This window comes from Variovorax flavidus (assembly GCF_030317145.1).
Classification (GTDB): domain Bacteria; phylum Pseudomonadota; class Gammaproteobacteria; order Burkholderiales; family Burkholderiaceae_C; genus Variovorax; species Variovorax flavidus.
Genome location: NZ_JASZYE010000005.1, coordinates 100,923 through 114,367, shown reverse-complemented (window position 1 = coordinate 114,367; position 13,445 = coordinate 100,923). Strand labels below are relative to the sequence as shown.

Sequence of the window (13,445 nt, the reverse complement as noted above, 5' to 3'; positions counted from 1 at the left end):
GCGCGCTGGCGTTGGCGCCGGTTTTTGCGGGGCGCATTGTCGGGTGGCAGCAAAGTCACGGGCGCAGTGAGTTGCCTTGGCAGAACACGCAGGATCCCTATCGGGTCTGGTTGTCGGAGGTGATGCTCCAGCAGACCCAGGTTTCGACTGTTCTGGGGTACTTCGCGCGGTTTCTCGATCGGTTTCCTACGGTTCTGGAGCTTGCGGCCGGCACCGAGGACGAAGTCTTTGCGCTGTGGAGCGGCCTGGGCTACTACAGCCGCGCACGCAACATGCACCGGTGCGCGCAGGAAGTCGTGGCGCGCTTTGGTGGGGAGTTTCCGCGCACAGCGGCCGAGCTCCAGACCCTGCCTGGCATCGGCCGGTCAACCGCTGCGGCGATCGCTGCTTTCTGCTTCGGGGAGCGGGTGGCAATCCTCGACGGCAATGTGAAACGGGTGCTCACGCGGGTGCTGGGCTTCGATGGGGATCTGTCTTCCGGTGCGCAGGAGCGTGCCTTGTGGAACGAGGCGACCGAGTTGTTGCCGCCCGCGACGCAGCGGAAGGCGATCGCCGGTTACACGCAGGGGTTGATGGACCTGGGCGCGACCGTCTGTCTGCCGCGCAAGCCGAGCTGCATCATTTGCCCGGCCAACGACCTGTGTGCCGCGCGGCAGGAGGGTACGCCGGAGAAGTACCCCGTCAAGACACGGAAGCTGCGGCGCAGCGCCCATTCGTTCTGGATGCTGCAGGCGCGCGACGCCAAAGGCCGCGTGTGGCTGGAAAAGCGTCCGTCGCGGGGCATCTGGGCCGGTCTCTACTGCCTGCCGATCTTCGAGACGCGGGAGAGCTTGCTGGAAGGGCTGATGCCCGAGGTCCGCGAAACCGCGCGCGACGACGCGGCCTTTCTTCATGTGCTCACGCACAAGGATCTTCATCTGCACCCGGTGTCCGTCGTGTGCCGGGATGAGCGAGCGCTGGGCGAGGGCGGCGGATGGTTTGATGGCGACGAATGGCCGGCGCTGGGCCTGCCCGCGCCGGTGCGCAAACTGCTGGCGAACGGCGGCTGAGGCCGCTGCCCGGGCCGTCAGGCGCCGTCGAGTTCGCGATGCCGCTTGAGGGCGGCCCACTTCGCGCCGAAGCCGCGCGCCAGCTGTTCCACCAGGAACACCGAGCGATGCTGCCCGCCGGTGCAGCCGATGGCCACGGTCACGTAGCTGCGATGGTCTCGCGCGAGCGCATCGAGCCATCGCCCGAGAAACTGTTCGATGTCGCCGTACATGCGGGCGACGTCGTCGTGCTCGCGCAGCCACTCGACCACCGGGGCATCGCGGCCGGTCAGGGGCCGCAGCGCGGGTACGTAGTGGGGATTGGGCAGCATCCGCACGTCGAACACATAGTCGGCATCCAGCGGCACGCCGCGCTTGAACGCGAAGGATTCGAAGACCAGCGTGAGGGCGCTCTCCGGCGCCGAGATCAGCGCCTTGACGTAGCTCTGCAACTGCGCCGGCCGGATGATGCTGGTGTCGATGACATCGGCGCCATCGCGCAGGTCCGCGAGCAATTCGCGTTCGAGTTCGATGGCGTGCACCAGCACGCGCTGCTGTTCGGGCGCGTCGGTGCGGCCTTCCTGCCGCGACAGGGGGTGGCGGCGCCGCGTTTCCGAGTAGCGGCGAACGAGCGCATCCGTGGTCGAGTCGAGGAACAGCGATCGCAACGAAACGCCTTCGCGCCGCAGCCCTTCGAGCTGCTGGGGAACGAGGGGCAGGGAGACGCCGCTTCGCACGTCCATTGCGATCGCCACGCGCCTGGCTTGCTGCTGCTGTTGCAGCGCGACGAAGGGCGCCAGCAGTTCCGGGGGCAGGTTGTCCACGCAGTAGTAGCCAGCGTCTTCCAGCGCGTGGAGGGCCACGGATTTTCCGGAGCCCGACATGCCGGTGATCAGCACCAACTCCAGATTCATGACGAGGTCTCCGGCGTCTTGGTGCCCAGCATTTCGCGGGCATGCGCCAGCGAGGTGGCGGACACGCGTTCGCCGCCCAGCATGCGTGCAATCTCCTGTGCCCGGCCTTCGCCTTCCAGTACCGATACTCCGCTTTCCGTGCGAGGCCCGTCCTGGCCCTTGACGCTGGTCTGCCGCTTGGCGACCACGAGGTGGTGATCCGCGCAGGCGGCCACTTGCGGCAGGTGGGTGACGGCCAGAACCTGCCGGTCGCGCCCGAGTTGCTTCATGAGGCGCCCCACGGTCTCGGCCACTGCGCCGCCGACGCCTGCATCGACTTCGTCGAAGATCAGCGTCTGCGCCGCACCGAGTTCGCTGGTGGTGACGGCGATGGCAAGCGCGATGCGCGACAACTCGCCACCCGACGCCACCTTGCCGATCGAACGCGGCGTGCTCCCTGCATGTCCGGCGACCAAGAAGGCGATGTCTTCGAGACCGGAGCGGCTCGGCTGTGCCAGCGGCTGGAGTTCGACTTCGAAACGGCCGCCCTTCATGCCGAGTTCCTGCATGGCTTGCGTCACGGCCAGGGCGAGCCGCGGCGCGGCCTGCTTGCGCGCCTTGCCGAGTGCCTTGGCTTCCTTCAGGTAGGCCTGCTGTGTCGATTGTTCCGTGCGCTCCAGTGCGTCGAGATCGCTCTGGGCATCCAGCGCCTGCAACTCGGTCTGCCAGCCGGACAGCAGCGCCGGCAGTTCCGCGGGCGGGCGCCGGTAGCGGCGAGCCAGGGACATCCAGAGGCCCATGCGCTCGTCGAGTTCGGCGAGCTTTTCGGGGTCGGTGTCGGCCTGGCGGAGGTAGCTGTGCAATGAATGCGCGGCATCGGAGGCCTGGGCCACGCTGGAGGCCAGCACTTCGCCGAGCGCCTTGAACTCCGGCTCGATGTGCTCGCAGTTCTGCAGCAGCGTGACGGCGCGACTCAGCGCCGCCAGCGCGCCGCTGTCGTCATCTTCGAGCGCACTGCTGGCGCCCTCGGCCGCGTCGATGAGCGCCTGGGCGTTGGAGATGCGCGTATGGCTGGACGACAGTTCGTCCCACTCGTCGTCTCCGGGCGCCAGCTTGATGACCTCGGCCACTTGCCACTGCAGGCGTTCGCGCTCCCGTTGCAGCGAGTCCTGCGCGGAGCGGGCCGTTTCCAACGTCGAGATCGCTTGTCGCCAGGCCTGCCAGGTGCTGTCGAGCGCGGTGGTGCTGACGCCGGCGTAGGCGTCGAGCAGGCCGCGCACGGCTTCGGGCCGTGTCAGGCTCTGCCACGCATGCTGGCCATGGATGTCGAGCAGTCGGTCGCCGAGCTCGCGCAATTGCGTCGCCGTGGCGGGGCTGCCGTTGATCCAGCCGCGGCTGCGGCCCTGGAGGTCGACAGTGCGGCGCAGCAGCAGGACATCGCCCGCTTCGAAGCCGCCGTCGTCCAGCCACCCGGCCAACGCCGGATCGGCGTCGAATTCGGCACTGACGTCGAGCCGCTCCGCACCTTCGCGGACCGAGCCGGCGTCGGCGCGGTTGCCCAGCGCCAACTGGAGCGCGTCAATCAGGATGGATTTGCCCGCCCCGGTTTCGCCGGTGAGGACTGTGAAGCCCGTTGAGAGATCCAGCTCGAGTGAGCGCACGATCACGAAATCGCGCAAGGCGATGCGGCGCAATGCCATGTCAGGAACCTCCTTCGTTCCAGTGCAGTTTCTTGCGCAAGGTATCGAAATAGCTCCAGCCCTTGGGGTGCAGGAAGCGGACCCGGTACTCCGAGCGGCGCACCACGACCCGGTCGCCGATCGCCAGCGAGGCCAGGGACTGCATGTCGAAATTTGCGCTGGCGTCGCGCCCACCCACCAGCTCGATCGAGACTTCGTCTTCGTCGGGCAGCAGGATGGGGCGGTTGGAAAGCGTGTGCGGTGCGATTGGCACCAGCACCCAGCCCGGCACCGCGGGATGCAACAGCGGGCCGCCTGCCGACAGCGCGTACGCCGTCGAGCCGGTGGCTGACGCGATGATCATCCCGTCGGCGCGCTGGTTGGCCACGAAATGGCGGCCGACCGTGACTCGCAGCTCGACCATCCCCGAGGTGGCACCGCGGTTGACGACCACGTCGTTCATCGCGAGCGCGTCGAAGACCGACACGCCGTCGCGAATCACCTGTGCATGCATCAGGCTGCGGTGGTCTTCCTCGTACTCGCCGGCCAGCATCGGGATCAGCGTCGCCTGGTAGGTGTCCAGCGCAATATCGGTGATGAAGCCGAGCCGGCCGCGGTTGATGCCGATCAGCGGAACACCGTACGGCGCGAGCTGTCGCCCGATGCCGAGCATGGTGCCGTCGCCGCCGACCACGAGGCCGAGATCGCACTCCTCGCCGATTTCCTCGACCGTCAGGGACTTGTAGGGGCCCGCCTCGACGTCGGCGCCTTGCGATTGCTCGACAAACACCGTGCAGCCTTGCGCCTCCAGGAAGGCGCCGATGCCTTCCATGACGTTGTCCTGCGCACCACATTGCGCCCGCGCACCGGAAGCCTGGTATTTACCTATGAGGGCGACGTGCCGAAAGCGCAGGGTCATCTACAAATTACAACATTAAAATCGCTCGATGCTGGACGACCGCGCCAAGTTGCTGCTAAAGACCCTCGTCGAGCGCTATATCGCCGAAGGGCAACCTGTCGGCTCGCGAACCTTGTCTCGCGCATCGGGGTTGGATCTCTCCCCGGCAACCATCCGCAACGTGATGTCCGACCTCGAGGGGCTCGGTCTCATCGCGAGCCCGCACACGTCTGCCGGGCGCATTCCGACGGCGCGCGGCTACCGGCTTTTCGTCGACACCATGCTGACCGCGCAGCGCGAACAGTTCTCCACGGCGAGCCTCGCGCCCGATCAGCCGCAGAAGGTGATCGCGAATGCCGCGAACCTGCTGTCGAACCTGTCGCAGTTCGTCGGTGTCGTGATGGCGCCACGTCGCGCATCGGTGTTCCGGCAGATCGAATTCCTGCGACTGTCCGACCGCCGCCTGCTCGTGATCATCGTGTCGCCCGACGGCGATGTGCAGAACCGGGTGATCTTTCCCGAAGCCGACTACTCGCAGTCGCAGCTGGTCGAGGCTTCGAACTACATCAACACCCACTATGCCGGCCTCTCGATCGAGCAGGTGCGGGACCGCCTGCAGTCGGAGGTCGAGCAATTGCGCGGCGAGATCGCGGCGCTGATGCAGGCCGCGGTGCAGGTGAGTTCCGAAGTGCTCACCGAGGCGCAGGACGAAGTGGTGATCGCCGGCGAGCGCAACCTGCTGGCCGTGACCGATTTTTCCAGCGACATGAGCCATCTGCGACGCGCGTTCGAACTGTTCGAGCAGAAGGCGCAACTGATGCGCCTGCTGGACGTGTCGAGCCAGGCGGAAGGCGTGCGTATCTTCATCGGCGGCGAAAGCCAGGTGGTGCCCTTCGATGACTTGTCGATCGTGAGCGCAAACTACGAGGTCGACGGGCAGGTGGTCGGAACCCTCGGCGTCATCGGCCCCACGCGCATGCCGTACGAGCGGATGATCCAGATCGTCGACATCACGTCGAAGCTGGTCACCAACGCGTTGAGCCACCGCAAATAGGGCTCGCCGCCACTGGTCTTGCGCGCTATAGAATGCGTCCGCAGTGGGCCGTTAGCTCAGTTGGTTAGAGCAGAGGACTCATCGATATGGTGACCCCGTCGTGAAAGCGACGGTGGAAAAACCGGGTGAATTCAGGGAAACCGTCAGTCAGTTGTTGACCCGGCAATCCTGAGCCAAGCTCACTGAAGGCAGATCGCGAGATCGGTAGGTGAGAAGGTGCAGAGACTAGAGTGCGAGGAGCCAGTCCGATAAGCATTCCTCGAGCGCCCGGCACCCGAACGCACGGAGAAATCCGTGGCGAGGGTGGTGAGATAGTCCAGGGAATAGGGAAACCTATGCAAACCTGAATCCTTTGGTCGTTGGTTCAAGTCCAACACGGCCTACCACAGCGCTTTCGTCGTGAATCCGCGACGACGCCCTTGTTCTGAAGTCAGGATAGGGCGCGCAGCCCCTTGCGCCCCTCGACAGTATGCGCAACTTGAGCGAGGATGTAAGGAGAACTTCTTACTAACAAGCCCCTGCATGCACCATGCCGCTTCAATGCCGCCAATGCCAGCGCACTAATCGCGATGACGCGAGCTTCTGCGACTGCTGCGGACGCCGGCTTCGAGGCGGCGCCGCGGATGCGGCTTCAGAGTCCACGGTCGAGTTGCGCTACGGGACTTTCGTCTTCTGCGACCTGGTCCACTCGACCGCACTCGCCAACCGCATCGACCTCGAAGACCTGCGGCGCGTGTTCCGCTGGTTTCGCGAGCAGGTCGACCTGGTCACGCGCCAACACGACGGCCACCTGATCCGCTTTGTCGGCGACGGCGCCTTCCTGTCCTTCGGGCTGCCCGAGGCGAGCGAAGACGCCACCGAGTCGGCGGTGCGCGCGGGCCTCGCGCTGGTCAGCGCGATCAGTACCGGCGAGGCGCTGCCCGGCATCTCGCTCGCGTTGCGCGTGGGCATCGCATCGGGCACGGTGGTCTTCGGCGACCTGATCGACGAGGCGGTGGTCAAGGAACAGTCGGTGGTCGGCTCGGTGCCGCACCTGGCCGCGCGCCTCGCGGCGACGGCGCCGCAGAACGGCGTGGTCATCGCCGACAGCACGCGCCGCGCGGTCGGCCGCTTCTTCGAGTGCCGGGACCTCGGCCGGCTCGACCTCAAGGGCTTCGACGGTGGCGAGCGCGCGTGGCTCGCCGTGGCCGAGACGCAGATCGCATCCACCTTCGAGGCACGCCGCGGCGCGGGGTCCTCGCATGAACTGGTGGGACGCGAAGCGCCGCTGGCCCTGTTGACCGACGCGTGGAACCGTGCCCGCGAGCGCCAAGGCAGTGCCGTCGTCATCAGCGGCAACGCCGGCATCGGCAAGTCGCGGCTGGCCCGCACCGTGCGCCGCCTCGCTCAACGGGACAGCGCCACGCTGGTCGAGATCGACTGCACGCCGCGCACGCAGAACACGCCGCTCTATCCGGTCAGCGTGCTGATGCGCCGGCTCGCCGGCATCAGGCCGCAGGACGCCGACGCCGAACGGCTGCGCCGTGCCAGCGAACTGCTGCAACGCAAGGGGCTCGACGACAAGGGCATCCCGAACGCGTTGCGCTACCTGGGTCCGATCTTCGGGCTCGCCGCGGTCGACGAGGATGCCTCCGAGGAAAGCGCCGAACGCGTGCGCGAACGCACGATCACGCTGCTGGTCGAACTGCTGGCGTCGATGGCCCACGACGCCCCATTGTTCATGCTGTGCGAAGACGTCCACTGGGCCGACGCGTCCACGCTGCTGGTCGTCCAGCGCCTGTGCGAGCGCCTCGTCGAACTGCCGGCGCTGCTGGTCGCGACCTTGCGCGGCGCCATCGCGGTCGAACTGCCGAACTCGAACAGCGTCGCGCTCGGCGCGCTCGACGACGAAACCGCTGCCGCCATGATCCGCTCGCTGACGCGCATCGACGCGCTGCCCGCGCCGATGATCGAACGCATCATCGCGCGCGCGGAGGGCGTTCCGCTCTATCTCGAGGAGTTGTGCCAGGGCGAGTTCGACGCAGCCACGCGAACGGAGCGCGCGAGCGCCGGCGCGAACCGAGAACACACCGTGCCGCCGATCATCCAGGCGAGCATCGAGGCCCGCCTCGACCGCTGGAGCGACATCAAGTCGATCATCCAGGCTGCGTCCGTGATCGGGCGCGACTTCGCGCTGCCGTTGCTCATGGAACTGGTGCCCGAGCGCCGTGGCGAGCTGCCCGACGCGATCGCGCGGCTGGTCGATGCGGGCCTGCTGGTGCAGAACTTCGACGTGCGCAGCGGCCCGATGCGCTTCAGCCATGCGCTGATCCACGACGCGGTGTACCAGACGCTGCTGCGCACCGAACGCCAGCGGCTGCACGCGCACGTGGCGCAACTGCTGGTGCAGCATTTCGACGGCCTGCCCGAGTCGGCGCCCGACGTCGTTGCGCAGCATCTTTCCGCGGCGCTGCGTTTCGAGGAAGCGATCGGCTGCCTGATCACCGCCGGCGTGCAGGCATCGGAGCGTGCGGCCTACCTCGAATCCGCCAGCCACAGCCGCAGCGCGCTCGGGCTGCTCGACAAGCTCACCGACCCGCGCGTGCGCACGCAGTACGAACTCCAGCTGCGGGTGCAACTCGGCGTGGCGATCGCCGCGACGCAGGGCTACGCGTCGCCCGAGGTCGAGGCCACCTACCGCGCGGCGCGCGAGCTGTGCCGCGACGACACCGATCCCGCCATCACCTTTCCGGTCGTTCGCGGGTTGGCGACCTTCTACTTCGTGCGCAACGAGCAGAACATCGCGGACGAGATGTCCTCGCTTTGCGTCGAGACGGCCGACCGTTCGGCGCGCCCCGAATTCATGATCGAGGCGCTCACCGTGCGCGGCTACACCGACATGTACCGCGGCCAGCTCGAAGTGGCGCAGCAGGCGCTGGAGCAGTGCGCCTCGCTCTATCGCCTGCACGAGGGCGAACGCTTCCGCTACCCGTCGGTGCAGGACGCAGGCACCGCGGCGCTGTCGATCCTCGGCATGGTGTGCTGGCTGCGCGGCGACGGCGTTGGCGCCGACCGCAGCGTGGCGCTGGCGATTGAGCACGTCGAGCGCCTCGGCCGCCCCTTCGACAAGGCCTATGCGAACTGCTTCATCGCACAGCAGCTGAACGTGCAACGGCGCCACGCCGAGGCGATGCAGCACGCTGCCGTGAGCGTCGAGCTCGGGACGCGGCACGGCTTCGGCACCTGGCTGGTCTGCGGCCTGATGCAGCAGTCGATCGCCGCGGCGGCGCTCGGGCCGTCGCCCGAAGCCGTGGGCGGCCTGCGCCAGGCCATGGGCGCCTACCTCGCGGCTGGTGCCAAGGCGGCCGTGCCCTTCTTCCTGTGGGGCCTTGCGCTAGGGCTGCGCCAGATCGGTGACGCCGACGGCGCGAAGGCCGCGCTCACCGAAGGCCTGCGAAGCGTGCACACGACGGGCGAGGTCTACCTCGAAGCCGAGTTGCTGATACTGGCCGCCGAACTCGAAGGCTCGGACGAGCGCGCAGAACTGCTGCTCACCGAGGCCCGCCGCGTGGCCGAACGGCAAGGCGCGGCGACGCTCGCGCTGCGCGCGGTGCTCACGCTGCTGCGCCGCCGTGGCGTGAGTTCCGATGACCCGCACCGCGACCTCGCCGCATGGGATGTGCTCGAAGCGCGAGCGCCTTGCCCGACCGACGAAGGCTGGGCCAGCGCGGCGCTGCTCGGCGCGAGCCGCTGCCTCGATGCGATCGAATCGACGACTACCGCCCTCGAGCGCTGACGCTTCACCAGTCCAGGCCGTTCTCGATGCTCAGGTCCATGGAGCATTTGAGGCGGTACCAGTCGCCGGTCGGCAGGCTGATCTCGAGCATGTCCTCGCCTTCCAGGATCTGGCACAACCGGGACCAGCCGTCGTCCTCGTCCTTGCTGAGCTCGGTGAGCTTGAGGACTGCGACGCCGATGGGGAACTGCGCCTGGACGTCCTTCAGCGTGAAGCCGCCGTTGATCCATGTCTTGGGCAGGTTGCGGCTGTCGACCGGCGTGACCTGCACGCTGCGGTAGCGATGAAAGCCATCTTTCATGGCCTGGCGCGCGAACGATCGGCGGAAGTCGGTGTCATTGAAGTCGATTTGCCGCCAGCGTGAACTGGTGAATACCGAACTGTTGAGGATGGCATCGATGTCGACGCGGTCGAAGCGGTCGTCGTCGATTCCGCCCAGGGGGTATTGGATGTCGAGCAGCGGCGAGGCCGGCGCGTTGCCGACTTGTCCGAAACGCGGCGGCAGGCGCACCTGGACGATGCTCGTAAGCGCTTCGATCCTCTTTTCGCCGGGCAGTCTGCCGTCCCTGCCGACAGGCTGAATGGCAAGCTGGGAGTCGGGCCCCGACAGCCCCTCGATGCAGAACTCCGCGATCTCTTTCTTGAAGCCTTGCATCTCGCGGCCGACGAACTTCGACCACGGGTTGTCGACGAAGAGCGCAGGCACATACTGCGCCGCGTCGCGAGCCTGCGAGCCGTCGTCGTCGACCTTGCCGACCAGCAGCCGCACGATGAGCTCATGCTGCGACATGGAGTCCTCGCTCTGCAGCGGCGCCAGGGGTTCGAGCGACCGCATCTTGCCGTAGCGAAGCAGCTCGATCACGACGGTCGGTGTGGACACGCGATAGCTGAAGTCGGCGCAGCTGCCGCCGAGGTCGCGATGGAAGTTCAGTCCATTGGCCAACTCCTGCAGCGCAGGCAGGGTCCGCTCGGGCAGCTCCACGCGAAAGCCGACGATCTCGACATCCTCGAAGCGAAACCGTGGCCGGCCGAACACGCTGTCGGATGTCCGGCGCTGAGGGGCGGGTAACGGTGGGGGCGGCGGCGACGGCGGCCCGGGCATGCGGGATCTGCCGTCGACAAGAATGGACTGGGCCGAGTCGACCAGCCTGCCTGCCGTCAGTCCCGACAGCGCGGGCGCCGCGCCCTGCGCCTCAATGATCGCGGCGAGATCGGGATACGCGGCAGCCTGGACCTTGATGCCTGAGTCTCTCTTGGCCATCGACCGGAGGTCGTTGCGCTGCAGCTTCCAGGTCGTCGGCCGCGTCAGCACGTCGCGCGTCTGCTGCGCAACGTCGGGCGAGCTCAACAACTGCTCGTACCACGGCTGCAGCGAACTCTCCAGGTCGGATTCGCCACCGGGACCCGGATCGACACCATGAATCTCGATGACCGGTTGATCGGACAGGACCAAGGGGGCGAGGCCGAGGCGCGTCGGGTAGACGGCTGCATGCACTTTGAGGTAGTCGTCGATCAACTCGATCCTGGCCTCCAGCATCGGAATGCCGAAGGTGCAGAAGCGGTTGCACCAGCCCGGGTCGTTCGAGTAGGCGAGCCAGCAGGTGAACTGGGTCGGCGAGTCGATGTGGTCGGCGACGGACAGCAGGAGCGCCAGCCGCTCTGGCGCTTGATCGTCCCGGATGATCTCGACCGCCAGCGCGCCGGCCCTGCCGGCGTCGATGGCCTCGCGCAATGCGAAGTCCGCCGAGCGTGCATGGTCATGCAGCCTCGCGGAGTCCAATGGCATCGTGGCAATCCAGAACGAATGTGGCATGACGCGCTCGCGTGGCTAGGTTTGGGCGGCGCGCACCAGCGGGCGCACCGGTCGGCAGCCGATCAAGGGACTGTCCAGCCCCTGATTGAAGAGCGGGTGCCACAGGCCGAGCACGTCGGCGGGTGTCCGCCATCCGCCGGCCGATGCGGCCTCCGCGACCTTGCGCGCGACGGCGAGGACGAGCCGCGCCGTCAACTCGTAGGGGTCGCCGGTGACGATGCACCAGTCGACGACGAGTTCGCGGTAGCGGTCCTCGATCTGCAGCACGACACGGTGCGAATTGTCCGCGCGCTCGTTCGCATCGGGGCCTTCGGGCAGCATGTCGATCTGCCAGCGGCTGAGCTCTCGCAGGATCGGCAGCTGAAAGCCGACGGCCCCGATAGACGCCGCTTGGTAGGCGACGCGCATCGAGGTCGGCATCTCGATGTACGACTCGATGCGGCGGAGCCCGGCCTCGCGGCGTTCGGCCGTGTGGCGCGCCGCGAGCGTGTCGATGAGGTTCGCGGCCGAGGCGATGCGGATCCCGCTGCCGTGCTTCGGCTCGCCGCCGCCAAAGTCGAAGCTGCGCTCGAGCTTGCCGACAGGCACGTGCGACAGCACGAGCCCCTTCGTCTCGCTGTCGGGGTCGGTGCGCGCGACGGTGACCTGCTCGCGCACCATGCGCATCATGGTGCGGGCACTGCCGCGCGAGAGGTACTTCATGCGCGCCACCGCGATGCGCGCAATGCCGCCCGCAAGCTCATCCTTCGGGATATCGTGGAGCGCCGTGTCGAGCATCAGGTCCGACAAGGTCGCGGTATGGCCCGCGCCACACACCAGCGCCAGCCCGCGGTTCTGCGCGAAATAGTGCAGGTCGTCGAGGCGCTTGTACACGTCCACCTCGCCGTTGATGTCGACGTAGTGGCATCCGGCGTCGAGCGCCGACTTGGCGAGGCGCTCGGCCGTCTGGTCGAAGGGGCCGGCCGCGTTGATGAGCACGTCGAAGCCATGGAGCGCGCGCACCACCGGCTCGCGATAGTCGAGGCTGAAGGCGCGGTAGTCGAGCTTGAGGTCTTCGGCCAGTTCCGCCAGCGCGCGCCGGTCGCGGCTGGCAAGCACCAGCTCGCAGGAACGACCGGGGTTCGTGCGGTTGCCCCAGCGGCGTGCCGCCTCGGCCGCGATCAGTCGGCCCGAATAGCCGGTGGCCCCATAGAGCAGGAATCGTTTGGCCATCGGCTGTCCCTCCAAGACATCGTCGTCAATGCAGGCGCCGCAGCACCCACGTGATGAGCGCGCGAATGAACTGCAGGTCGCGGCCTTCCGGCCTGCCATGGAACGCGCCTTCGAACTCGTGCAGCGCGGCGCCCGCGAGGCCCCGCGCCATCTGCCGTGCATGCTCCATCGCGCCGGTCTTGTCGAAGAGCGCGCGCACCCACGCGACCTCCGCCGGCGTGCGTCGGGCACGCGGCCGCGCCAGGAAGCGCTGGAGCCGCGCGCGCTCCGGGGCCGTCGCCTTGCGCATCGCGTGGATCAGCATCAGCGTGCGCTTGCCTTCGAGCAGGTCGCCCGCCAGCTCCTTGCCGTAGTCGGCGCCCGGCTCGAGGTTGAGCAGGTCGTCCTGGATCTGGAACGCGGCGCCAAAGAAGAAGCCGAGGCGGATCAGCGGGTCGAGCGGTGCGCGCCCGCGCGTGCCGATCAGGCAGCCGATGCGCAGCGGGTGGATCGTCGTCAGCCAACAGGTCTTTTTGAGCACCATCGTGAGATAGCCCTCGTCGTCGACGTCGCTGCGGTTGTCGCGTCGCCAGCCGAGCTCCAGCGCCTGGCCCTCGGTGGTTTCCCACGCCATGCGCTCGGTTTCCTCGAAGATGCGCATCGAAAGCGTAAGGCCGAGGCGGCGCACGTTGTCCTTCAGCGGCCGCAGGCTCAGCAGGCCCAGCGCATCGCCCGCGTTGAGCGCCAGCGGCAGGCCGTGCAGGGCATGCAGCGTCGGCGTGCCGCGGCGCTCGTCGCTGTCGTCCTCGATGTCGTCGTGGATCAGCAGCGCGTTGTGCAGCAGCTCGATGGCGACCGCCGAAGCGACCGCGTCGTCGGCCGATGCGCCGAAGGCACAGGCCGATGCGATGCACAGGCTCGGACGCATCATCTTGCCGCCGCGCTGCGGATAGTCGGCGATCAGCTCGTGCAGGTAGGTGCCGGGCTCGGTCTCGGGCAGGTAGGCACGCAGGTGCTTGCGCGTGAGCTCGCCGTACTGGGCGAACATCTCGTTGACGAGGCGGTCGTCGGCCTCGGCGTCGGCAAACTTGCGCGTGTCGTTGAAGCCCATCGT

The 13,445-nt window shown here is 67.5% G+C and carries 9 protein-coding genes; 3 read left to right on the top strand and 6 right to left on the bottom strand.

What is annotated here, in order from left to right; translation table 11 throughout:
* Window positions 1–11: 11 nt before the first annotated feature.
* Window positions 12–1,049 carry an A/G-specific adenine glycosylase gene (mutY, locus tag QTH90_RS22225; protein ID WP_286666747.1) on the top strand — a complete coding sequence of 346 codons (1,038 nt, stop codon included), beginning with the start codon at window positions 12–14 and terminating at the stop codon, window positions 1,047–1,049.
* Between the two features lie 17 nt (window positions 1,050–1,066).
* Here mutY and rapZ read toward each other — a convergent pair whose 3' ends face one another.
* From rapZ to QTH90_RS22210, 3 genes are read right to left on the bottom strand one after another with little or no spacing between them, the layout of a single operon-like run.
* On the bottom strand, window positions 1,067–1,942 hold the full coding sequence (gene rapZ, locus QTH90_RS22220) for an RNase adapter RapZ (protein WP_286666746.1): 876 nt from the start codon (window positions 1,940–1,942) through the stop codon (window positions 1,067–1,069).
* Complete coding sequence (gene recN, locus QTH90_RS22215) at window positions 1,939–3,621, bottom strand: DNA repair protein RecN (RefSeq protein WP_286666745.1); 1,683 nt, start codon at window positions 3,619–3,621, stop codon at window positions 1,939–1,941. Before recN ends, rapZ begins: the two co-directional genes overlap by 4 nt.
* A gap of 1 nt (window position 3,622) precedes the next feature.
* Window positions 3,623–4,519 (bottom strand): NAD kinase, encoded by an 897-nt coding sequence (locus QTH90_RS22210; RefSeq protein WP_286666744.1) that lies wholly within the window; start codon window positions 4,517–4,519, stop codon window positions 3,623–3,625.
* Window positions 4,520–4,547: 28 nt separating this feature from the next.
* On the opposite strand from QTH90_RS22210, the gene hrcA reads away from it, so the two are divergent.
* Window positions 4,548–5,552 (top strand): heat-inducible transcriptional repressor HrcA, encoded by a 1,005-nt coding sequence (gene hrcA, locus QTH90_RS22205; RefSeq protein ID WP_286666743.1) that lies wholly within the window; start codon window positions 4,548–4,550, stop codon window positions 5,550–5,552.
* Window positions 5,553–6,081: 529 nt separating this feature from the next.
* Window positions 6,082–9,327: an ATP-binding protein gene (locus tag QTH90_RS22200; protein WP_286666741.1), complete on the top strand. Its 3,246-nt coding sequence runs from the start codon at window positions 6,082–6,084 to the stop codon at window positions 9,325–9,327.
* Between the two features lie 4 nt (window positions 9,328–9,331).
* Here the strand turns inward: QTH90_RS22200 and QTH90_RS22195 are convergent, their stop codons facing one another.
* Genes QTH90_RS22195 through QTH90_RS22185 form a run of 3 tightly spaced genes read right to left on the bottom strand, consistent with a single transcriptional unit; the run spans window position 9,332 to window position 13,442 of the window.
* Window positions 9,332–11,113 (bottom strand): hypothetical protein, encoded by a 1,782-nt coding sequence (locus QTH90_RS22195; RefSeq protein WP_286666740.1) that lies wholly within the window; start codon window positions 11,111–11,113, stop codon window positions 9,332–9,334.
* 42 nt (window positions 11,114–11,155) lie between these two features.
* Window positions 11,156–12,352, bottom strand: a complete 1,197-nt coding sequence (locus QTH90_RS22190; RefSeq protein WP_286666739.1) for a saccharopine dehydrogenase NADP-binding domain-containing protein — start codon at window positions 12,350–12,352, stop codon at window positions 11,156–11,158.
* Between the two features lie 25 nt (window positions 12,353–12,377).
* The gene (locus QTH90_RS22185; protein WP_286666738.1) at window positions 12,378–13,442 is read right to left on the bottom strand and encodes a polyprenyl synthetase family protein; all 1,065 of its coding nucleotides are present in this window, start codon (window positions 13,440–13,442) and stop codon (window positions 12,378–12,380) included.
* Window positions 13,443–13,445: the final 3 nt, after the last annotated feature.